The organism is Pseudomonas mangrovi (genome assembly GCF_003052585.1).
GTDB classification, from domain to species: Bacteria; Pseudomonadota; Gammaproteobacteria; order Pseudomonadales; family Pseudomonadaceae; genus Aquipseudomonas; species Aquipseudomonas mangrovi.
This window is the reverse complement of record NZ_QASN01000019.1, coordinates 111,398-132,965: the sequence shown is the minus strand read 5'-3', so window position 1 is coordinate 132,965 and position 21,568 is coordinate 111,398. Positions and strand designations below refer to the sequence as shown.

23 protein-coding genes are annotated in these 21,568 nt (G+C 65.0%); 16 read left to right on the top strand and 7 right to left on the bottom strand.

Annotated features, from left to right (window positions below):
- Nucleotides 1-17: 17 nt before the first annotated feature.
- Nucleotides 18-554: a gluconokinase gene (locus DBO85_RS11690; RefSeq protein ID WP_108107454.1), complete on the bottom strand. Its 537-nt coding sequence runs from the start codon at nt 552-554 to the stop codon at nt 18-20.
- A gap of 198 nt (nt 555-752) precedes the next feature.
- Between DBO85_RS11690 and gdhA the strand changes: the two genes are divergently transcribed.
- Entirely contained in the window at nt 753-2,090 is a 1,338-nt protein-coding gene (gene gdhA, locus DBO85_RS11685) for an NADP-specific glutamate dehydrogenase (RefSeq protein ID WP_108107453.1), read from the top strand.
- A gap of 280 nt (nt 2,091-2,370) precedes the next feature.
- Nucleotides 2,371-2,979: a YiiX family permuted papain-like enzyme gene (locus DBO85_RS11680; protein WP_108107452.1), complete on the top strand. Its 609-nt coding sequence runs from the start codon at nt 2,371-2,373 to the stop codon at nt 2,977-2,979.
- Here DBO85_RS11680 and rtcA read toward each other — a convergent pair.
- From rtcA to DBO85_RS11660, 4 genes are all read right to left on the bottom strand, one after another.
- A complete protein-coding gene (rtcA, locus tag DBO85_RS11675) occupies nt 2,889-3,998 on the bottom strand; it encodes an RNA 3'-terminal phosphate cyclase (protein WP_108107451.1) in 1,110 nt (369 codons plus the stop codon). The two genes, DBO85_RS11680 and rtcA, sit on opposite strands and share 91 nt — an antisense overlap.
- Before the next feature lie 231 nt (nt 3,999-4,229).
- Nucleotides 4,230-5,114 carry a hypothetical protein gene (locus DBO85_RS11670; RefSeq protein ID WP_158268896.1) on the bottom strand — a complete coding sequence of 295 codons (885 nt, stop codon included), beginning with the start codon at nt 5,112-5,114 and terminating at the stop codon, nt 4,230-4,232.
- Complete coding sequence (locus DBO85_RS11665) at nt 5,107-5,895, bottom strand: nucleotidyltransferase domain-containing protein (protein ID WP_108107449.1); 789 nt, start codon at nt 5,893-5,895, stop codon at nt 5,107-5,109. The genes DBO85_RS11670 and DBO85_RS11665 overlap by 8 nt, the downstream gene beginning before the upstream one ends.
- Nucleotides 5,896-5,933: 38 nt before the next feature.
- Nucleotides 5,934-7,160 (bottom strand): RtcB family protein, encoded by a 1,227-nt coding sequence (locus DBO85_RS11660; RefSeq protein ID WP_108107624.1) that lies wholly within the window; start codon nt 7,158-7,160, stop codon nt 5,934-5,936.
- Between the two features lie 316 nt (nt 7,161-7,476).
- Between DBO85_RS11660 and rtcR the strand changes: the two genes are divergently transcribed.
- The 9 genes from rtcR to DBO85_RS11620 all read left to right on the top strand — a co-directional run bounded on the left by rtcR (nt 7,477) and on the right by DBO85_RS11620 (nt 15,987).
- The gene (rtcR, locus tag DBO85_RS11655) at nt 7,477-9,090 is read left to right on the top strand and encodes an RNA repair transcriptional activator RtcR (protein WP_177429770.1); all 1,614 of its coding nucleotides are present in this window, start codon (nt 7,477-7,479) and stop codon (nt 9,088-9,090) included.
- A 66-nt stretch (nt 9,091-9,156) separates the two neighbouring features.
- Entirely contained in the window at nt 9,157-9,480 is a 324-nt protein-coding gene (locus DBO85_RS11650) for a TraR/DksA family transcriptional regulator (RefSeq protein WP_108107447.1), read from the top strand.
- 155 nt (nt 9,481-9,635) lie between these two features.
- A complete protein-coding gene (locus DBO85_RS11645) occupies nt 9,636-12,116 on the top strand; it encodes a Lon protease family protein (protein ID WP_108107446.1) in 2,481 nt (826 codons plus the stop codon).
- Between the two features lie 170 nt (nt 12,117-12,286).
- Nucleotides 12,287-12,628, top strand: a complete 342-nt coding sequence (locus DBO85_RS11640) for a PA4575 family protein (protein WP_108107445.1) — start codon at nt 12,287-12,289, stop codon at nt 12,626-12,628.
- Between the two features lie 138 nt (nt 12,629-12,766).
- Complete coding sequence (locus DBO85_RS11635; RefSeq protein ID WP_108107444.1) at nt 12,767-13,261, top strand: TIGR00645 family protein; 495 nt, start codon at nt 12,767-12,769, stop codon at nt 13,259-13,261.
- Nucleotides 13,262-13,361: 100 nt separating this feature from the next.
- Nucleotides 13,362-13,667: a DUF6482 family protein gene (locus DBO85_RS19455; protein ID WP_233356599.1), complete on the top strand. Its 306-nt coding sequence runs from the start codon at nt 13,362-13,364 to the stop codon at nt 13,665-13,667.
- Nucleotides 13,668-13,669: 2 nt separating this feature from the next.
- Nucleotides 13,670-15,196 carry a cryptochrome/photolyase family protein gene (locus DBO85_RS11630; RefSeq protein WP_233356598.1) on the top strand — a complete coding sequence of 509 codons (1,527 nt, stop codon included), beginning with the start codon at nt 13,670-13,672 and terminating at the stop codon, nt 15,194-15,196.
- Nucleotides 15,193-15,333: a DUF2256 domain-containing protein gene (locus tag DBO85_RS11625; protein ID WP_108107442.1), complete on the top strand. Its 141-nt coding sequence runs from the start codon at nt 15,193-15,195 to the stop codon at nt 15,331-15,333. Before DBO85_RS11630 ends, DBO85_RS11625 begins: the two co-directional genes overlap by 4 nt.
- Before the next feature lie 36 nt (nt 15,334-15,369).
- A complete protein-coding gene (locus tag DBO85_RS11620) occupies nt 15,370-15,987 on the top strand; it encodes an FKBP-type peptidyl-prolyl cis-trans isomerase (protein ID WP_108107441.1) in 618 nt (205 codons plus the stop codon).
- Between the two features lie 21 nt (nt 15,988-16,008).
- Here the strand turns inward: DBO85_RS11620 and DBO85_RS11615 are convergent, their stop codons facing one another.
- Both DBO85_RS11615 and DBO85_RS11610 read right to left on the bottom strand, forming a co-directional pair.
- Nucleotides 16,009-16,284, bottom strand: coding sequence for a PA4570 family protein (locus DBO85_RS11615; protein WP_108107440.1), 276 nt, complete (start codon nt 16,282-16,284; stop codon nt 16,009-16,011).
- Between the two features lie 192 nt (nt 16,285-16,476).
- A complete protein-coding gene (locus DBO85_RS11610) occupies nt 16,477-17,445 on the bottom strand; it encodes a polyprenyl synthetase family protein (RefSeq protein ID WP_108107439.1) in 969 nt (322 codons plus the stop codon).
- Between the two features lie 243 nt (nt 17,446-17,688).
- On the opposite strand from DBO85_RS11610, the gene rplU reads away from it, so the two are divergent.
- From rplU to DBO85_RS11580, 5 genes are all read left to right on the top strand, one after another.
- On the top strand, nt 17,689-18,000 hold the full coding sequence (rplU, locus tag DBO85_RS11600; RefSeq protein WP_108107437.1) for a 50S ribosomal protein L21: 312 nt from the start codon (nt 17,689-17,691) through the stop codon (nt 17,998-18,000).
- Nucleotides 18,001-18,039: 39 nt separating this feature from the next.
- The gene (gene rpmA, locus DBO85_RS11595; RefSeq protein ID WP_108107436.1) at nt 18,040-18,297 is read left to right on the top strand and encodes a 50S ribosomal protein L27; all 258 of its coding nucleotides are present in this window, start codon (nt 18,040-18,042) and stop codon (nt 18,295-18,297) included.
- A 106-nt stretch (nt 18,298-18,403) separates the two neighbouring features.
- A complete protein-coding gene (gene cgtA / locus DBO85_RS11590; protein WP_108107435.1) occupies nt 18,404-19,618 on the top strand; it encodes an Obg family GTPase CgtA in 1,215 nt (404 codons plus the stop codon).
- 84 nt (nt 19,619-19,702) lie between these two features.
- Nucleotides 19,703-20,821 carry a glutamate 5-kinase gene (proB, locus tag DBO85_RS11585; RefSeq protein WP_108107623.1) on the top strand — a complete coding sequence of 373 codons (1,119 nt, stop codon included), beginning with the start codon at nt 19,703-19,705 and terminating at the stop codon, nt 20,819-20,821.
- A 10-nt stretch (nt 20,822-20,831) separates the two neighbouring features.
- On the top strand, nt 20,832-21,296 hold the full coding sequence (locus tag DBO85_RS11580; protein WP_108107434.1) for a CreA family protein: 465 nt from the start codon (nt 20,832-20,834) through the stop codon (nt 21,294-21,296).
- The last annotated feature ends 272 nt before the right edge of the window (nt 21,297-21,568 follow it).

Sequence of the window (21,568 nt, the reverse complement as noted above, 5' to 3'; positions counted from 1 at the left end):
CCACGCGAGAAGGGATTCTATTGCCCGATATCCTGCCTGTTCGGTGCCGCCGGTGGCCGTGTGGCTAGCGCAAGCCAGTCGACAATCTGCTCGACCAGCGCCGGCGGCGGTTCACCGATATCCAGGCGTAGTGCCTGCTCGCCCGTGGGCGGCTCGAGGATCGCCAGCTGGTCTGCCAGCAGGGCGGCGGGGAAGAAGTGCTCATGGCGCTGGCGGATGCGCCGGGCGAGCAGTTCAGGATCGCCATCGAGAAACACGACCCTGAGCTCATCGATATTGCGCCCAAGCACCTGGCGATGACTGCGGCGCAGCGCCGAGCAGGCCACCACCAGGGTCTGCGCCGCTGCCGAGTGCTGTTGCAGCACTGCGTGAATGGCTTCGAGCCAGGGGCGCCGGTCGTCCTCGTCCAGCGCCACGCCGGCGGCCATCTTGGCCTTGCTCGCGGCGTCGTGCAGTCGGTCGGCATCCAGAAAGGCACTGTCCAGCCGTTCGGCCAGCAGGCTGGCGATGGCGCTCTTGCCGCAACCGGCGGCGCCCATGACCAGAACGATCATCCGGCCTTCTCCTCTACCGATGTATAGGGTGTTGACCGTTTCGGGACTGATGCATTCCGTGTGCAAATGTGGGGCATTAGCATGCACAAATATCGTGCGAATTATTGATTTCTGCGCTTTCGTGGTGCGCTGGCGGTTTGCTACAGTCCGCCGACTTTTATATGACTGCTCTATGGCAGTCCTTCGAGGGCAGTAGCGATGATTGAATCGGTAGAAGGGTTTCTGGGGCGGCTGAAGCAGCGTGATCCTCACCAACCGGAGTTTCACCAAGCCGTCGAAGAGGTCGTACGCAGCCTGTGGGCGTTCCTCGATGCGCATCCCAAGTATCTCAAGGCAGGCATCCTCGAGCGCATGGTCGAACCCGAACGCGCCATCCTGTTCCGGGTGCCCTGGGTCGACGACGCCGGCAAGGTGAACGTCAACCGCGGCTACCGGGTGCAGATGAACAGCGCCATCGGTCCGTACAAGGGCGGGCTGCGCTTCCACCCGTCGGTAAACCTCGGCGTGCTCAAGTTCCTCGCCTTCGAGCAGGTGTTCAAGAACTCGCTGACCTCGCTGCCCATGGGCGGCGGCAAGGGCGGTTCGGACTTCGACCCCAAGGGCAAGAGCGACAATGAAGTGATGCGCTTCTGCCAGTCGTTCATGACCGAGCTGTTCCGCCACATCGGTTCGGACACCGACGTGCCCGCTGGTGACATCGGCGTCGGTGCCCGCGAGATCGGCTTCCTGCAGGGCCAGTACAAGCGCCTGTCGAACGACACCAGCTGCGTGCTGACCGGCAAGGGCCTGTCCTATGGCGGCAGCCTGATCCGCCCCGAAGCCACCGGCTACGGCTGCGTCTACTTCGCCCAGGAAATGCTCAAGCGTGTCGGCGAAGACTTCGACGGCAAGCGGGTGACCATCTCCGGTTCGGGCAACGTCGCCCAGTACGCCGCGCAGAAGGTCATGGAGCTTGGTGGTCGGGTGGTGTCGATGTCCGACTCCGAGGGCACCCTGCATCTGCCCGACGGCATGACCAGCGAGCAGTGGCAGTACCTGATGGAGCTGAAGAACGAGCGTCGCGGTCGGCTGAGCGAGATGGCCCGCGAGTTCAAACTGGAATTCCTGACCGGCCAGCGCCCGTGGGGGCTGCCCTGCGAGATCGCGCTGCCCTGCGCGACCCAGAACGAGCTGGACGCCGAGGACGCCCGCGTGCTGCTGAAGAACGGCTGCACCTGCGTCGCCGAAGGCGCCAACATGCCCTCGACCCTGGAAGCGGTTGATCTGTTTGTCGAAGCCGGCATCTTCTACGCGCCGGGCAAGGCCTCCAACGCCGGTGGCGTGGCGACCTCGGGCCTGGAAATGAGCCAGAACGCCATGCGCCTGCACTGGAGCGCCGGCGAGGTGGACGAGCGTCTGCACGGCATCATGCAGAACATCCATCACGCCTGCGTGCATTACGGCGAAGAGAATGGCCGGATAAACTACGTCAAGGGCGCCAACATCGCCGGCTTCGTCAAGGTCGCCGACGCCATGCTGGCCCAGGGCATCGTCTGACGCCCGGCTTGTATAGGTAAGCAAACGGGGCCTGCGGGCCCCGTTTTTCGTCCATCCGCCCTGCGCACAACCCCGTTCGTGGGCTTGTCCGTAGGGTGGATGACGCTCTCTTCATCCACCGCAATCCACCAGGGCGGATGGCTTCGACTATCCCCCCTGCGAGATGACCACCCCGTTCATGTGGCCCAGGGGTGCAATAACCGCAGGGCACCGCGCCAGAATCAGCTGGCCGGCGGCACCAGGCGCAGGGCAGGATGGCGCCACATCCAGGGAGGTTCGAATGAAATCAGTGTTGGGAGTGTTCCTGCTGGTGCTGCTGCCGGTCTGCAGTTGGGCGGCGATGCCGGCGGTGCGTGAGGGCGACATCATCTTTCATCAGTCGCGCTCGGCGCAGAGTCTTGCGGTGCAGCAGGCTACCCGCTCGCCTTACAGCCACATGGGCATGCTGATCCGCCATCAGGGCAAGCTGCAGGTCTTCGAGGCCTCGGCGACGGTGCGCTTCACCCCGCTGGAGCAATGGATCGCCCGCGGCGAGAGCGGTCGCTACGTGCTCAAGCGCCTGCGCGACGCCGACCGCCTGCTCGACGAGGCGGCCCTGGCAAGGATCCGCCGCGAGGCCGCGCGGCTGGCCGGCCGTCGCTACGACCTGACCTTCGAGTGGTCGGACCAGCGCCTGTACTGCTCCGAGCTGGTGTGGAAGGTCTACCAGCGCGCCTTGGGCATCGAGATCGGCGGCCTGCAGCAGGTCCGCGACTTCGACCTCAGCGCCCCGGCGGTGAAGGTCAAGCTGCGCGAACGCTACGGCAACCAGGTACCGCTCGACGAGACCGTGGTTTCGCCGGTGGCTATGTTCGAGTCCGAGCTGCTGGTAACCGTGGTCGGCGACTGAGCTTCGAGACGAATCTCGACGCCGCCGGACGCCCGCGCGCGGACGTCGATTGCCAGCGGCAGAAAACTGCGCAGCACCTCGATGTTGCTCTGCAGGTGGTCGCTCAGCTGCGGCGTGCTCAGGCTGCCGCCGCCGGCCAGGGCCATCGGCAGCAGCAGCTGATCGGCGAGGTGCTCGGCCACCGCGGTGCCGCTCTGCTGCCAGGTGCGCAGCCGGTCGATCGCCTGGTCGGCAACCTGCTCGGCGCGCACGCCGCTGGCGCCAAAGGCGCAGAACACCTCGGTCAGTCGCGCGCATGCCACTTCCAGTAGCAGGGCGTTGCCCGGTCCGTGCTCCGGGTCGAGCCAGACGAACTGCAGGTCCGCCGCAGGCCACTTCAGACGGTTCGCGACCCGTGCCAGCTCGCGCTCTCCGACATGTCCGGGAATGCCCGCCAGCAGCACGCTAGCCCGCTGCGCGAGGATCTCACCCGGTGCGTGCAGATGCAGCGGTCGCAGGCGTGACGGGGTGACCTGGAGGGCTATCTCGCCGCCCCCTGCCGGGGCGAAGCCATGACGCAGCAGCTGCATCTCCACGGCCGCACCCATCTGCCGCAGCAACGGCAGCCAGGCCAGTTGCAGGAAGTCTGCCGGCGGCGCCAGCGGGTTGTGGGTGCCGCCGCTGATATGCACGCTGCTCGGCGCATCGGCAGCCAGCAGCGACGGCAGCAGGGTCTGCAGCACCAGCGTGCAGCTACCCGCCGAGCCGATGGCGAAGCGGTAGTCGCCGCCGCGGAGGGTGCCGGGCGCAAAGCTCAGGGTCTGCGAGCCCATCTGCGCGCCTTCCACCTGTGCCGAGCTGATCTCGGCTGTGGCCAGCACTGCCGTCAGATGCTGGCGCAGCAGGCCGGGCCGGCTGCGTCGGGCGCGGATGTTGCGAATGCGAAACGGCTGGCCGCTGATCATCGACAGGCTCAGCGCGCTACGCAGCACCTGCCCGCCACCGATTGCGCCGTCCAGTTCGAGAATGTCCTTGTTCATCTGTTGAATCCCTGTGCCGCACCGTTGCGCGGCGTTGTAGTTCGTTGTTCGTTGTTCGTTGTTCGTGGGTCGGCAAGGCAGGCTCGGCGCCCCGATTTCCAGTCCATGCGCAGCGCGCTACCTCCGTAGGGTGGATTAGCCGCGCGGCGGCGTAATCCACCACCGTGGTCATGTTCCCGCACCGCGTGACCTGATGGCGTACCGGCGCAATGCGCTTGCGCTTGTTGCGTCCTACGGGGCGGGCCATTCCTTGGCCCAGTCCCTGGGCGGCAGCGGGGTTGGCGTGCTGCCGGAGAAGTCGGCGATCTGCCGCCACTGCAGCACAGCTGCGGTGGGCTCGTCGCAAACCAGCAGCTTGCCTTCCTCACCTCTTATCAGGCGGCCTCGGTGGTCGAAGTCGAGCAGGTCGATCTCGCCCAGGTCGTGTTCGCCGTGGATGTTGCTGAGCGTAAACCGCTGGTGTTGGCGTCGGTGCTTTTCGAGCCAGCTGTAATGGGTGACGCGCACGGCGCCACCACCTATCTCTTTGCCGAGACGGGTGTGCAACTGCCAGTGGTAGTCGCGAAGTTGCTCTATCGGCACGTCGAGCGGTTGCCAGCCGGCCCGCAGGGCGATGCGTAACGAAAGCGGCGGTTCTCCCAATCCGCAGGACTCGACGCGCAAGCGTGGCTTCGCGAAGCCTGGAGGCGATTGCGGATAGGCCAGATCGAGACGCACGCCGCGTGCTCCGTTGAAGGTGCCGCCACCGTCCCAGCAGCCGTTGTTCCAAAGGGCCAGGGCGGTGAAGAAGGGTGGGCGACTGACCGCGGTCCAGGTGTTGCCGATGCCGTTGCGATCACGCAGTTGCCAGCCCCCTTTGCGCGCCGAGTAGAGCAGCAGCTCACCGTCTTCCGAGAGTTCACTGAACTCAGGGTAGATTCGTCCCTTGAACCACTGTCCTGCCTCGACGCTGTCGTTGCGCAGGTCCCAGCGGATCAGCTGGACCCAGTTGCTTGGTCCGCGGCGGAACACCACGGCAACCGGGGCTTTGCTGGCCAGTTTCAGCGATAACCTGCACTTGGGTCGTGTTCGGGCCAGCCCCTTCTTCTTCTGCATGTTTTTTTCTTCCTCACGCATACCGCCTCACCATCTCGCGCAGGTAGTCGTCCAGCAGACCGCTATCCGCCTGGGTGCGCGGCAGGGTCGGTACCGGGCGTTCCAGTTGCTCCTCGATGAACGCGTGCAGCGCAGGTCGGCGGGGGCCGTAGGCGGCCTCGCCGGCATTGCGCTTGAGCGCCAGCAGCTCGTCCACCTCGGCGAGCAGCGCGCCGTCTTCGACGGTCTGCAGCAGGTCGGCGAAGGTCATCGGCGGCCGGCCGCGGCCTTGGTCGATCCAGCGCACCGCGAGCAGCGGGCGCAGCACGTAGAAGTACTTCTTGAAGCGTACCGATTCCCCCTGCAGGTAGCCGCGAAAGTTCTTCTTGGCCATCGACAGATAGTGGTTGCGCGCCGCCGGCGGGCTGTAGAACAGCTCTGCCAGCTCGCGCAGACGCGCGGTGGCCGCATCTTCCTGGCGATACACCAGCGGCGAGTCGAGCCACTCCAGCAGCGTCGGGTTGGACTTGCGCAGCAGGCCGAGGGTCTTGCGCAGTTCCCAGCCGCTGACGTCCAGCTCATCATCCAGGGGGCGCTCGATCACATCGCGCGGCGCGTCCACCTGGATGAACCAGTCCGGCTTTTCCACATAGACGAAACGCACGTCGTAGTCGCTGTCCGGCGAGGCGAAGCCCCAGGCGCGGCTGCCCGATTCGCAGGCATAGAGCACCTTGACGTTACGCTCGCGCTCAACCCGCTGCAGCTCTTCCAATACCCGCGCGCGCATGGCGTCGCTGAGGGGGTGTCTTTCCGTTGCGCTCATTTCCTTCATTCCTTGCACAGGCGCGGCACGCCGCGTCCTCATCCTTTTACGCACACCACCTGTCTAAGGGTGTGCACCACTTCCACCAGCTCGCGCTGGGCGTCCATGACCTGGTCGATGTCCTTGTAGGCCATCGGGATTTCGTCGATCACGTCGGCGTCCTTGCGGCATTCGACGTGGGCCGTGGCCTTGATCTGGTCTTCGATGGTGAAGATCTTCTTCGCCTTGGTCCGGCTCATGGTGCGGCCGGCGCCGTGGCTGCAGGAGCAGAACGCCTCCTCGTTACCCAGGCCGCGAACGATGAAACTCTTGGCGCCCATCGATCCGGGGATGATCCCCAGTTCGCCCTTCTTCGCCGACACCGCCCCCTTGCGCGTTACCAGTACCTCTTCACCGAAGTGACGTTCCTTCTGCACGTAGTTGTGATGGCAGTTGACTGCCTCCAGGGCAACCTCGAACGGCTTGCGGATCACCCCGCGTGCCGCGGCGATCACCGCCTGCATCATCAGCGCGCGGTTCTGCCTGGCGAAGTCCTGGGCCCAGCCCACGGCTTCGACGTAGTCGGCGAAGTGCTGGCTGCCTTCCTCGAAGTAGGCCAGGTCGCGGTCCGGCAGGTTGGCGATGTGTTGGCGCATGTCCGCCTGGGCCAGTTCGATGAACAGGCTGCCGATGGCGTTACCCACGCCGCGCGAACCGCTGTGCAGCATGAACCAGACACGGCCGGCCTCTTCCAGGCAGACCTCGATGAAGTGGTTGCCGGTTCCCAGGGTTCCCAGGTGCTTGCGGTTGTTGGTCTTCTCCAGTCGCGGGTACTTGTCGGTGATCAGCCGGAAGCGTTCGCTCAGCGCCGACCAGGCCTGGTCGGTGGCGTCCGGGACGTTTTCCCAGGCACCCTTGTCGCGGCCACCGCGGGTCGAGGTGCGGCCGTGCGGCACGGCTTTCTCGATGGCGCTACGAAGCCCGGCCAGGTTGTCCGGCAGGTCGGCGGCGGTCAGCGAGGTCCGCGCAGCGATCATTCCGCAACCGATGTCCACGCCCACCGCCGCCGGGATCACCGCCCCGATGGTGGGGATCACGCTACCGATGGTCGAACCCTTGCCCAGGTGCACGTCCGGCATCACCGCCAGGTGCTTGAAGATGAAGGGCATCTTCGCGGTATTGATCAGTTGCTGGCGGGCGTCGTCCTCGACCGGAACGCCTTGCGTCCACAGCTTGATCGGCTTGCCGTTGGTGACTTCCAGCAGGTTGTAGGTCTTGGTTTGCATCGTCATTTACTCATCCTTGTTAGGGCGCGCTGCCGGGTGCTCGGGTAAAGCCCGGATTGGCTGCGGCGGGCCCTGTTCGTCGCCTGGCGACAGTCGGCTCGGGTGTGAAGCGCCGTCGTCGCCTGTCGCTCTGACATCGGCGATGGATACAGCAGGGTGCATGCCAGGTTTTCGTTCGCAGCGCGAGATATTCATATCTATTTGATTTAAAAGAATATTTATTTTTTCTTGAATAGTATTGTCGGTGCGTTGGTTCTGGATTCTTCCGAAATTGTTATTCTCGATTATCGAGAGTTATACAGATGGATAAGTCATGATCCGCAAGACGGTGGCCATCGGCTTTATCGGCACCACGCTGGACCGCGTCGGCAAGGGCGCCAATCGCTGGAACAAGTGGCGACCGAGCATCGGCCTGTGCCAGCAGCCTGACCTGCTGATTCACCGGCTCGAGCTGATCCATGGCGTGGATGCCCGGGACATCAGCCTGGCCGAGCGACTGCGCGAGGATATCCGTCAGGTCTCGCCCGAAACCGAGGTACGACTGCAGCCGATGCAGCTGCGCAATCCCTGGGATTTCGAAGAGGTCTACGGCGCGCTGCACGATTTCACCAGTGCCTACCCGTTCGATACCGAGCACGAGGACTACCTGGTCCACATCACCACCGGCACCCACGTGGCGCAGATCTGCTGGTTCCTGCTGACCGAGGCGCGCTATCTGCCGGCGCGCCTGGTGCAGACCTCGCCGGCGCGCAAGCGTGACGAGGCAGCCCAGGTCACCGGCACCCACGCGCTTATCGACCTCGACCTGTCGCGCTACGACCGTATCGCCACGCGCTTTCAGCATGAGCGGCTGGAAGGGCTGGCCTTTCTCAAGTCCGGGATCAATACGCGCAACGCTGCGTTCAACCGCTCCATCGAGCAGATCGAGCGGGTCGCGGTGCGTTCGCGTGCGCCCATGCTGCTGGTGGGGCCGACCGGTGCCGGCAAGTCCTTCCTCGCCCGGCGCATCCACGAACTCAAGCGCGGTCGGCATCAGTTGCAGGGGCGCTTCGTCGAGGTCAACTGCGCGACCTTGCGCGGTGATGGCGCCATGTCCGCGCTGTTCGGCCACGCCAAGGGTGCCTTTACCGGTGCCCAGAGCGCCCGCGAAGGCCTGTTGCGCGCCGCCGACGGCGGCATGCTGTTTCTCGACGAGATCGGCGAGCTGGGGCTGGACGAGCAGGCGATGCTGCTCAAGGCGGTGGAGGAGAAGCGCTTTTTCCCGCTCGGTTCCGACCGTGAGCTGGAGAGCGATTTCCAGCTGATCGCCGGCACTCACCGTGATCTGCGCGGGCGGGTCGCCGAGGGTCTGTTTCGCGAGGATCTCTATGCGCGGATCAATCTGTGGACCTTCGAGCTGCCGGGGCTGGCCGGGCGGCGCGAGGACATCGAGCCGAACATCGATTTCGAGCTGCAACGGCATGCCCGCGAGCAGGGCCGCATGGTGCGCTTCAACCTGGAGGCGCGGCGCCGCTATCTGGCCTTTGCCAGCTCGGCCGAGGCGGCCTGGCAAGGCAACTTCCGCGAGCTGTCGGCGTCGATCACGCGCATGGCGACCCTGGCCGACAGCGGCCGGATCGACGAGGCTCAGGTGCTCGAGGAAATCGACCGGCTGCGCAGGGCCTGGGGTGTGCGCAACGAGCAGGGCGTGCTGGAAGGGTTGCTGGGCGAGTCGGCGCAGCAGCTCGATCTGTTTGATCGCCTGCAGCTGGAAGCCGTGATCGATGTCTGTCGTCACGCCGACAGCCTGTCCGACTCAGGCCGGCGGCTGTTCGACCGCTCGCGCCTGGTCAAGGCCAGCGCCAACGATGCGGATCGCTTGCGCAAGTATCTGGCGCGCTTCGGTCTGGACTGGGCGCAGTTGCGCGCCGCGGCAACGCGCAAGGCTTGACCGGCGTCAGCACTGCCCAGGCTACGCAGGCGCGACACTGGATACTCCCCATCAGAGAGTGCCGCCATGAACCCATTCGATCCTGCCAGTGCCCTGCACACGCTGGCGCATGAATATCAGCAGCGTGTCGAGGCGATCCGTCGCGACCTGCAGCGCAGCCACTCACCGGATTTCGCCGAGCAGGCGGCGCAGCGACAGAACGACGAGGTACTGCAGGGTCTGCTGCAGGAGGCCGAAGCCGGGCTGCTGGCGGTGCGCCATGCGCTGGCGCGACTGGAGGAGGGGCGTTACGGTCAGTGCCTGGGCTGTGGCGAGCCCATCCAACTGGCGCGACTGCAGGCAATGCCTGCGGCAGAGTTGTGCCTGGCGTGCGCAACGGCGCGCGACTGACGGCGCTGCGCTTTTCTCCATTGCTGGTACGGATCACGGATTGAAGCAGACGCCGGGGTCGAGGCGCTGCCTTGCTTGCCTTGCCCGGACGGGGGGCGCCAGAATGCGGGCAGTTGCGTTTTCTGCCTTTATCGTCGTCTCGCCAAGGATTTCCGATGCCCGACTCCATTGCCGCCAGCCTGCGTCTGGCGCCCGATGCGCTGACCCGTCCCTTCTCGCCAGAGCAGTTCGTCTTTGCCAGCACCGATGAGCTGGAGCCGTTTCGCGGTGTGCTCGGCCAGGAGCGCGCGGTCGAGGCGCTGCAGTTCGGCGTGGCCATGCCACGTCCGGGCTACAACGTCTTTGTCATGGGCGAACCGGGCACCGGGCGCTTCTCCTACGTGCGGCGCTACCTGAAGACCGAGGCCAAGCGTCTGCAGACCCCGAGCGACTGGGTCTACGTCAACAACTTCGACGAGCAACGCGAGCCGCGTGTGCTGGAGCTGCCGCCAGGCAGCGCCACCGAATTCGTCGAGGACATCAGCCAACTGATCGAGAACCTGCTGGCGACCTTTCCGGCGGTGTTCGAGCACCCGGCCTACCAACAGAAGAAGAGCCTGATCGATCGCGCCTTCAACAAGCGCTACGACCAGGCGCTGGATGTGATCGAGCGCCTGTCGCTGGAGAAGAACGTCGCGCTCTATCGCGACAGCACCAATATCGCCTTCACCCCGATGCTGGATGGCAAGGCGCTGGACGAGGCCGAGTTCGCCCAGCTGCCGGAGGCCGATCGCGAGCGCTTCCACGAGGATATCGCCGGGCTGGAGGAACGCCTCAACGAGGAGCTGGCCAGCCTGCCGCAGTGGAAGCGCGAGTCGAGCAACCAGCTGCGCCAGCTCAATGAAGAGACCATTACCCTGGCGTTGCAGCCACTGCTGGCGCCGCTGTCGCAGAAGTACGCGGAGAACGCCGGTGTCTGTGCCTACCTGCAGGCGGTGCAGGTCAATCTGTTGAAGACGGTGGTGGCGCAGCTGGTCGAGGTGGAAAAGGACGCCCAGGCACGCCTGCTGCTGGAAGAGATGTACTCGCCGAGCCTGGTGGTGGCGCATCACTCCCAGGGTGGCGCACCGGTGGTGTTCGAGCCGCATCCAACCTACGACAACCTGTTCGGCCGGATCGAGTACAGCACCGATCAGGGCGCGCTCTACACCAGCTACCGACAGCTGCGGCCGGGTGCGTTGCACCGGGCCAATGGTGGTTTTCTGATCCTCGAGGCGGAGAAGCTGCTCGGCGAGCCCTTCGTCTGGGACGCCCTCAAGCGCGCGCTGCATTCACGCCAACTGAAGATGGAATCGCCACTGGCCGAGCTCGGCCGGCTGGCCACGGTGACGCTGTCGCCGGAGGTGATCCCGCTGCAGGTCAAGGTGGTGATCATCGGCGCGCGTCAGCTGTATTACGCGCTGCAGGACCTGGACCCGGACTTCCAAGAGATGTTCCGGGTGCTGGTGGACTTCGACGAGGAGATTCCGCTGGCCGACGACAGCCTCGAACAGTTCGCCCAACTGCTCAAGACGCGCACCTCGGAGGAGGGCATGGCGCCGCTGACCTCGGCGGCGGTGGCGCGTCTGGCAACCTACAGCGCGCGCCTGGCCGAGCACCAGGGGCGTCTGTCGGCGCGTATCGGCGACCTGTTCCAGCTGGTCAGCGAGGCGGACTTCATTCGCCAGCTGGCGGCCGAGGAGGTTACCGACGTCGGCCATATCGAACGGGCGCTCAAGGCCAAGGCCACCCGCACCGGCCGGGTCTCGGCGCGCATCCTCGACGACATGCTCGCCGGCATCATCCTGATCGACACCGACGGCGCAGCCATTGGCAAGTGCAACGGGCTGACCGTGCTGGAGGTTGGCGACTCGGCCTTCGGCGTGCCGGCGCGGATTTCCGCCACTGTCTATCCGGGCAGTTCCGGCATCGTCGACATCGAGCGCGAGGTCAACCTCGGCCAGCCGATCCACTCCAAGGGGGTGATGATCCTTACCGGCTACCTCGGCAGCCGCTACGCCCAGGAATTTCCCCTGGCGATCTCGGCGAGCATCGCCCTGGAGCAGTCCTACGGCTACGTCGACGGCGACAGCGCCTCGCTCGGCGAGGTCTGCACGCTGATCTCGGCGCTGGCACGCAAGCCGCTCAAGCAGTGCTTCGCGATCACCGGCTCGATCAACCAGTTCGGCGAAGTGCAGGCGGTCGGCGGGGTCAACGAGAAGATCGAGGGTTTCTTCCGTCTGTGCGAGGCGCGTGGGCTGACCGGTGAGCAGGGCGTGATCATCCCGCGCGCCAACGTCACCAACCTGATGCTCGATGAGCGCGTGCTGCAGGCGGTACGTGCCGGCCAGTTCAACGTCTATTCGGTGCGCCATGTCGATGAGGCGCTGAGTCTGCTGGCCGGCATCGCGGTGGGTGAGCCGGATGCCGACGGGGTGTTTCCCGAAGACAGCGTCAACGCCCAGGTCGTCGAGCGGCTACGGGAAATTTCCGAGCTGGGGATGGAGGAAGAGGAGCGCGAGGACCCTCGACTCAAGGAGCTGCAGACCCTCGCGGCGCAGCAGGCGCAGGAGGGCGACAAGCCGGTAGTCAAGGCGCGCGGTCGGCGGCGCTGGTGAGCTGGCTGGTCAGTCACTGATCGATCGGCCGGAAGGCTGGCGGGGCGTCGCCCGGGTCGGCTTATCCGGAACCCGTCCACAGAGTTATCCACAGTCTCTGGGGATAACCGGGCTTGTTGCGCGGGTCGGCGCGGGCGTAGTCTGCGGGCAGGTCTTCGGAGGATTTCGCCATGTCGAGCCACCTCTGTCTTGAGCACAGCTACGCCGGCGTCGTCACTCGGATCGAAGGGCTGGCGCGGCCGCTGCACCAGCCCGATGGCACCTGGTACCTGCTGTTGGCAGCCGGACTGAGTGCTTCGCAGCCGTCCTTCATTCACTCGCAAGGCCCGTTCTACGAGGGGTGCGAGGCTGAGGCGGGGTTGGCGGCGATTGCCGAAGAGCTGCTGCGGATGGGTTACGGAGTGGCCGCCGAGCCGCTGAGCTGGCGCCTGCACCTGCAGGCCGAGTTGCGCCGTCTGGCGGGGGGCGGCGTGGTCGGCACCGAACATCGGCTGTCTCGCCCGGAAAGCTGATCACTCCGCTGTCAGCGATAGCATCTGCGCCTGCGTCGGCGAGGGTTATCAACAAGCTGAGGATTCGCCCCGCCTGCCTTTGAGTCGCCTGGGTCGCTGGGTATACTCGCGCGGTTTCCCTCACCCCTGCGAGATGCCATGGAACGCCTCATCGAAAACACCATGTATGCCGCGCGCTGGCTGCTGGCACCGATCTATCTGGGTCTTTCGCTGGCGGTGCTGGCGCTGTCATTGAAGTTCTTCCATGAGCTTTACCATCTGATTCCGCATGTGTTCGAGAAGACCGAGGCCGACCTGATCCTGGTGCTGCTCGGGCTGATCGACATGGCCCTGGTTGGTGGTCTGCTGGTGATGGTGATGATCTCCGGCTACGAGAACTTCGTCTCGCAGCTGGATATCGACGACGGCAAGGAGAAGCTGCAATGGCTGGGCAAGCTGGATTCCGGCTCGCTGAAGATGAAGGTCGCAGCCTCCATCGTGGCGATCTCCTCCATCCACCTGCTCAAGGTGTTCATGGACGCCCGCAACATCGAGCCGGTGTACTTGAAGTGGTACGTGGTTTTGCATCTCACCTTCGTCGTTTCCGCCTTCGCCATGGGTTATCTGGACAAGCTGACCAAACACGATCGTTGATCGCTGCGGCGTGCCTTGCGCCCGCTCGCTGCGGGCGTTTTGCTTTCTGGATAAAATTGTACAAAGATTATATTTGATTAATCTCTTGTACAGGTTTTCCATGTTCTTCGACGAATGCAAGCGCCTTGCCTGTGCCGGCGCAATCGCGGATCTGACGCTGCTGTCGCTGGAAGGCGGCATCTATCTGCTGCAGATCACTACGGCCGATCAGCGCCATCTGCTGCGCGACGCGGAGGGCCGGGTGTGGCGGCTGCGCTCGGTCGAGCATGCGCGGGATCTGTTGCGCGAGCTGCCGGAGCAGCCGTTTCACCTGCAGCATGCCGAGGCGCATACCGAGATGTGCGGCATGCCGCTGGAGCAGGCTGCGCCGTTGCGCGTGCCGATCGCCATGCGCTCGGGCTGGTAGGGGTGCGCCTGGGATTCTTGCTCGGCGATCAGCTGTCGCTGGCGCTGCCGACGTTGCGCGCGCTCGACCCTGCGCGTGATTGTCTGTTGATGACCGAGGTGGCGGCTGAGGCCGGTCATGTGGCGCATCACCGGCGCAAGCTGGTGTTCCAGTTCAGTGCCATGCGCCATTTCGCCGAGACGCTGCGCGCAGCGGGCTGGACCCTGCACTATGCCGAGCTCGACGATCCGCACAACAGCGGCTCGCTGGCTGCCGAGCTGCAGCGCTGGGTGACGGCGCTGCAGCCGCAGGAAGTTCACCTGACCGAAGCCGGCGACTGGCGGGTAGAAGCGTCGCTGCGGGCCTGCGAGTGCGTTATCCACTGGCACGCCGATAGCCGTTTTCTCTGCTCCCGCCGTGCCTTCGCTGCCTGGCTGGAGAAGTGTGGCGCACCACGGATGGAGCTCTTCTACCGGCAGATGCGCCGCCGTGGTGACTGGCTGATGCAGGCGGACGGCAATCCCGAAGGCGGGCGCTGGAATCACGACCCGCAGAACCGCAAGCGTCTGCCGCGGGGGCTGCGCGGGCCGTTGGCGCCGGGTTTCAGCCCCGACGCCATCACCCTGGAGGTGCTGGAGCTGGTGCGACGGCGCTTCCCCGATCATCCGGGCGCGCTATCCGGCTTCGATCTGGCGGTGACCCGGGAGCAGGCGCTTGAGCTGTGGCGGCACTTCCTCGACTTCGCCCTGCCGGCGTTCGGCGACTACCAGGACGCCATGGCCAGCGGCGAGCCCTTTCTGTTCCACGCACGCATCAGCGCGGCGCTGAACCTGGGGTTGCTCAAGGTGCGCGAGCTCTGTGACGATGTGCAGGCTGCCTACCATGCCGGGCGTGCGCCGCTGAATGCTGCCGAGGGCTTCATCCGTCAGCTGATCGGCTGGCGCGAATACGTGCATGGCATCTACTGGGCGCGCATGCCGGATTACGCCGAGCTCGATTTCTTCGGCTGCAGCCGGCCGCTGCCGTCCTTCTACTGGAACGGCGACACCGGGATGAACTGCATGCGCCAGGTGATTGGGCAGACGCTGCAGCTGGCGTACGCGCACCACATCCAGCGGCTGATGGTCACCGGCAACTTCGCGCTGCTGGCCGGCGTGGTGCCGAAGGAAGTCTGCGACTGGTATCTGGCGATCTACTTCGACGCCGTCGACTGGGTCGAGCTGCCCAACACCCTGGGCATGGCGTTGCACGCCGACGGCGGCTTCATGGCCTCCAAGCCCTACTGCGCCAGCGGCCAGTACATCAGGCGGATGTCCGACTATTGCTCGGATTGTCGTTACCGGGTTGGCGAGAGCCTTGGCGAGCAGGCCTGTCCGTTCAATGCGCTGTACTGGCACTTCCTCATGCGTGAGCGCGACCTGCTCGAGGGCAACCCGCGGCTCGCGCCGGCCTATCGGCTGCTCGCCAACATGGCGCCGGAGCGCCGCGAAGCCCTGCGCGAGCGGGGGGATCTGCTGCTGGCGCGCCTGGATGCAGGGGATTCGCTGTGAAGCGCAAGGCCGATCTGGCGCAGAAGCTGTGCGCGGTCTGCGGCCGGCCATTCAGTTGGCGGCGCAAATGGGCGCGCTGCTGGGAGCAGGTGCGCTACTGCTCGCAGCGCTGCCGTGGCCGGCGCGGGAGTCTGTGATAGGCTTGCTGCCCTTTTTTCCAGCGGGAGCCGGTCATGTCCGAACTGAACCTTACTACCGACGAGGCACGCGTCAGCTATGGCATCGGCCGTCAGCTCGGCGACCAGCTGCGTGACAATCCGCCGCCGGGTGTGCAGCTGGAAGCCATCGTCGCCGGCCTGCGCGACGCTTTTGCCAGCAAGCCGAGCCAGGTTTCCAGCGAAGAGATGAACGCCAGCTTCCGCGTCATCCGCGAGATCATGCAGGCAGAAGCCGCTGCCAAGGCCAATGCAGCCGCAGCCGAAGGTCGTGACTATCTGGCGCAGAATGCCCGTCGCGAAGGTGTGACCGTACTCGAGTCCGGCCTGCAGTACGAAGTGCTGGTGGCGGGCGAGGGCGCCCAGCCTGGCCGTGACGACCAGGTACGCACCCATTACCACGGCACCCTGATCGACGGCACCGTGTTCGACAGCTCCTACGAGCGTGGCGAGCCGGCAGAGTTTCCGGTCGGCGGCGTGATCGCTGGCTGGGTCGAGGCCCTGCAACTGATGAAGGCCGGCAGCAAGTGGCGCCTGCACGTGCCGAGCGAGCTGGCCTATGGCGGCCAGGCGGTTGGCAGCATTCCGCCGCACAGCGTGCTGGTGTTCGACGTCGAACTGCTCGACGTACTCTGAGTACGACCGCGCGGCGCGCCGTCACAGTCTCCAGACGGCGGCGCGCTGCTGCGGGTACTCGGGATCGGTGTGCGGGCGCAAGGCCCGTGCGTAGCAGAACAGGAACAGGTTGCGCACCAGTTCCTTCTGCACCGTCGGTTCGCTTGAAGCCAACCCCTGCATATCCAGTTCGCCCTGCTCACGCAGCTCGTCCAGCGCCTCGTTCTCGAGCAGCGCGCAGACCTCGCCGGTTTCCCGGTTGAGGATTCGCAGATAGGGTTGCGGGCGGTCAAGCCAGGCGTCGATCAGGTAGGTCATGGCTCATCTCTCCTTGCTGGTTGAGATGAGAATAATTCTTATTAAGAAAATAGCAAGACTCTAATTTCGCCCGTCTGGCGGGAGCGGTGCCGGTTTGCCGGCCTGCTACTTGCTCAAGGGTGTGGGCGAGAGGCGCTGCGGCAGGCCAGAGCGCCGCGGATGGCGGCGCATCTGTCTGCTCAGCGTAGGGCTTCAGTGGGTGCGGGCGACAGCGAAGCGGGTCAGCTCGATCAATGCGTCACGATGCTCGCCGGCGGGTAGCAGTTCCAGGCAGGCGATGGCCTTGTCCGCGTAGTTGCGGGCGAGTTTGGCGGTGTAATCGAGCGCACCGGCGGCGTCGACCGCGCTGCGGATGCTTTCCAGGTCATCGATGCCGCCCTGCTGGATTGCCTTGCGCACCAGGGCGGCCTGTTCGGCGCTACCTTCGCGCATGGTGTAGATCAGTGGCAGGGTTGGCTTGCCTTCGGCCAGGTCGTCGCCGACGTTCTTGCCCAGCTCCGCGGCGTCGCCCTTGTAGTCGAGCAGGTCGTCGACCAGCTGGAAGGCGATGCCCAGGTGGTCGCCGAAGGTGCGCAGTGCTTCGGCCTGTTCGGCGCTGGCGCTGGCCAGTACCGCGGCGCTATGGGTGGAGGCCTCGAACAGCATCGCGGTCTTGCCGCGAATGACTTCCATGTAGGTCTCTTCAGTGGTGCTGGCGTCACGCACCTTGGACAGCTGCAGCACCTCGCCTTCGGCGATCACGCGGGTGGCCTGGGAGATGATGCGCATCACCGGCATCGAGCCGAGGGTGACCATCATTTCGAAGGAACGTGCATAGAGAAAGTCGCCGACCAGCACGCTGGGCGCGTTGCCCCATTGGGCGTTCGCGGTGGAGCGGCCGCGGCGCATGTCCGACTTGTCGACCACGTCGTCATGCAGCAGGGTCGAGGTGTGCAGGAATTCGATGGTTGCGGCGAGCAACTGCAGGTCGTCGGCGCGATAGCCCAGGGCGCGGCCTGCCAGCAGTACCAGCAGCGGGCGCAGGCGCTTGCCGCCAGCGGAGATGATGTAGTCGCCGATCTTTTCCACCAGGGGAACGCGGGAGACGAGCTGGTTGCGGATGATGCCGTCAACGGCAGCGAAGTCGTCAGCCACCACGCGGTAGAAGGCCTGGGGTTGCATCGGCGGGGGTCACTCCAGTTAGGTTGCGCGGCATGCTAGGTGGGGGGTATGGGACTGTCAAGGCGAGTAGCCATGACCCTTGCGTGGCCCCGGAGCCTTGCGTACAATCGCGCACCCCGAACTCAACTGGGCATTTTCCCTGCCTTACGCAATTGCACGGGCGTCCTTCCGGCCCCGGGCAGCCATGCCAGCCGACGACTCTTCCTATAAAGCGCTGGGTGAGCAGGATCAACGGAGAAAGACATGTACGCTGTAATCGTTACCGGTGGTAAGCAATACAAAGTCGCTGAAGGCGAATTCCTCAAGGTCGAGAAGCTGGAGCTCGCCACTGGCGAATCCTTTACCCTTGATCGCGTTCTGCTGATCGCCAATGGCGATGACGTGAAGATCGGTGCTCCGGTCGTCGACGGTGCCAAGGTGACTGCTGAAGTCGTCTCGCAAGGCCGTCACGACAAGATCCGCATCATCAAATTCCGCCGTCGTAAGCACCACATGAAGCGTCAGGGCCACCGTCAGTGGTACACCGAGATCAAAATCACTGGTATCCAGGGCTGAGCTGAGCTCGCCTGATCCTCTTATTGGAGTATTGAACTCATGGCACACAAAAAAGCTGGCGGTAGTACCCGCAACGGTCGCGATTCAGAAAGCAAACGCCTTGGCGTGAAGATGTATGGCAGCCAGGCCATCAAGGCCGGCAACATCATCGTGCGTCAGCGCGGCACCCAGTTCCACGCCGGTTACGGCGTCGGCATGGGCAAGGACCACACCCTGTTCGCCAAGATCGACGGCGTGGTCAAGTTCGAAGTGAAGGGCGCCTTCAATCGCCGCTACGTGAGCGTCGTCGCGGCCTGATCGCGATGCTGCTGGAAGAGCCCTGTCTTGCGACGGGGCTTTTTTGTTTCTGTACTCCGGGTTCCAGCTGAACCCAAGGCTCGCCCGCTGCGGCGGGAGGCATGCAATGAAATTTGTTGATGAAGTATCGATACATGTGAAGGCCGGCGACGGTGGCAACGGGATGATGAGCTTCCGTCGCGAGAAGTTCATCGAGAACGGTGGCCCCAACGGTGGCGACGGTGGCGACGGCGGCTCGGTGTACATCGTCGCTGACGAGAACCTCAATACCCTGGTCGACTACCGCTACACCCGCCGCTTCGCCGCCAAGAACGGCGAAAAGGGCGGCAGTACGGACTGTACCGGTCACAAGGGTGAGGACCTGGTCCTGCCGGTGCCGGTCGGCACCACCGTGATCGATGCAGGCACCCAGGAAGTCATCGGCGATCTGGTCAAGCCGGGTCAGCGGCTGATGGTCGCCCAAGGCGGCTGGCACGGCCTGGGCAACACCCGTTTCAAGTCCAGCGTCAACCGTGCGCCGCGGCAGACCACCAATGGCAAGCCGGGGGATGCGCGCGATCTCAAACTGGAGCTCAAGGTGCTGGCCGACGTCGGTCTGCTGGGGTTGCCGAATGCCGGCAAGAGCACCTTCATTCGTGCGGTCTCCGCCGCCAAGCCGAAGGTTGCCGATTACCCCTTCACCACCCTGGTGCCGAACCTGGGGGTGGTCAGCGTCGGGCGCTACAAGAGTTTCGTGGTCGCCGACATTCCGGGCCTGATCGAGGGCGCCTCGGATGGCGCCGGTCTGGGCATCCGCTTCCTCAAGCACCTGGCGCGCACGCGGCTGCTGCTGCATCTGGTCGATCTGGCGCCCCTGGATCAGAGCGATCCGGCCGAGGCTGCACAGACCATCGTCGAGGAGCTCGGACGTTTCAGTCCGGCGCTGGCCGAGCGTGACCGCTGGCTGGTGCTGAACAAGGCCGACCAGTTGCTCGATGATGAGCGCGAGGAGCGCATGCGTCAGGTGGTGGCGCGGCTGAACTGGGAAGGCCCGGTGTTCGTGATCTCCGCACTGGAGCGCGAGGGGACCGAGGAGTTGAGCCAGGCGATCATGCGCTATCTGGACGAGCGCACGCTGCGGCTGGTCGAGGAGCCGGAGTACGCCGAGGCGCTCGCCGAGCTTGATCAGCGCATCGAAGATGAGGCGCGTGCCCGTCTACAAGCGCTGGACGATCAGCGCGCGTTGCGCCGAGCCGGCCTGAAGAATGTCGAGGAGTCGGATGACGACTTCGATGACGACGAGGATGATGGCGACGGGCCGGAGATCATCTACGTTCGCTGACCTGGCCGGCAGCTGTACGGCCGGAACCCGGTGTGGCGGGTACCCGCTACACCGAATGTCTGATCTGTGATTGAGGCGGGGATGATGCGGGACAAGGTGACGAACGCGCGGCGCTGGGTGGTGAAAATCGGCAGCGCTCTGCTCACGGCAGACGGTCGCGGGCTCGATCAGGCGGCCATGGCACGCTGGGTCGGGCAGATGGTTGCGTTGCGCGAGGCTGGCATCGAACTGGTGCTGGTCTCCTCGGGGGCGGTGGCTGCCGGCATGAGTCGGCTGGGCTGGAGCGTGCGGCCGAGCGCCATTCACGAGCTGCAGGCCGCGGCGGCGGTTGGTCAGATGGGTCTGGTGCGTGCCTGGGAGTCGGCCTTCGCCGAGCACGGCCGGCATACCGCCCAGGTCCTGCTGACCCATGACGATCTCTCCGACCGCAAGCGCTACCTGAATGCGCGCAGCACCCTGCGCACGCTGGTCGAGCTGGGTGCGGTGCCGGTGATCAACGAGAACGATACCGTCGCCACCGACGAGATCCGCTTCGGCGACAACGACACCCTGGCGGCGCTGGTCGCCAACCTGGTCGAAGCCGATCTGCTGGTGATCCTCACCGATCGCGACGGCATGTTTGATGCCGATCCGCGGCATAACCCCGATGCGCAGCTGATCTTCGAGGCGCGCGCCGACGATGCCGCGCTGGATGCCGTTGCTGGCGGTACCGGCGGTGCGCTGGGGCGTGGCGGCATGCAGACCAAGCTGCGTGCTGCGCGTCTGGCGGCGCGCTCGGGTGCCTCTACCGTGATCGTCGGTGGCGCCATCGAGCGGGTGCTGGGTCGTCTGCAGGAAGGCGAGCGCCTGGGCACTCTGCTGACCTCCGAGTGCGGTCTGCTGGCGGCGCGCAAGCAGTGGCTCGCCGGGCACCTGCAGACGCGCGGCACTCTGACCATCGATCCGGGTGCTGTTGCGGCGCTGCGCGATGCGCGCAAGAGCCTGTTGCCGGTCGGCGTCCGGCGGGTGGAGGGCAACTTTCGCCGTGGCGAGATGGTCGTCTGTGTGGATGCCGAGGGTCGCGAGATCGCCCGCGGGCTGTGCAACTACAGCGCGGTCGAGGCGCAGAAGATCATCGGTCAGGCTTCGGATGCCATCGAGTCCTTGCTCGGCTATGTCGACGAGCCCGAGCTGATCCATCGCGACAATCTGGTTCTGGTCTGAGGAGCGAAGGATGAAGGCGCTGGCGTTACCCGTACTGCTTGGTTACTCCCTGCTGTCCTCCGTGGCCTTCGGCGAGAAGATCGGCGAGGTCTCCACCGTGTTCAAGTGGCTGGGGCCGAACGACAAGATCGTCCTGGAGGCATTCGACGATCCCAAGGTCGCGGGCGTGACCTGCTATCTGTCGCGTGCCAAGACCGGTGGGGTGAAGGGTGGGCTGGGTCTGGCGGAGGATCGCTCGGAGGCGTCCATTGCCTGTCGTCAGGTTGGGCCCATCGAGTTTCGTGGCGATCTCAAGGATGGCGAGGAAGTGTTTCGCGAGCGCACCTCGCTGGTCTTCAAGAGCATGCAGGTGGTTCGCTTCTTCGATCGCACGCGCAACACCCTGGTGTATCTGGTCTACAGCGACCGGGTGATCGAGGGAAGCCCGCAGAACTCGGTGACCGCCATCCCGATCCTGCCCTGGCCCGAGCACTGACAGGCACCAATACGAATCTGCAGACATAAAAAACCGGCCAAGGCCGGTTTTTTATCGAAGGGTCGAATCAGGCGGGGCGTAGGGGTGTAGGGCGCAATAAGCGCAGCGCATTGCGCCAGTTCCGTACTGCCAGGTGTGGGGTGGAGACTCACCGCCGCGCTCGGATCTATGGCGGATTACGCCGTAGGCGGCTAATCCTGCCTGCAGTGATACGGCGCCTCGTGGCTGCTACGCGGGCATAAAAAAACCGGCCTGGGCCGGTTCTTTTATCG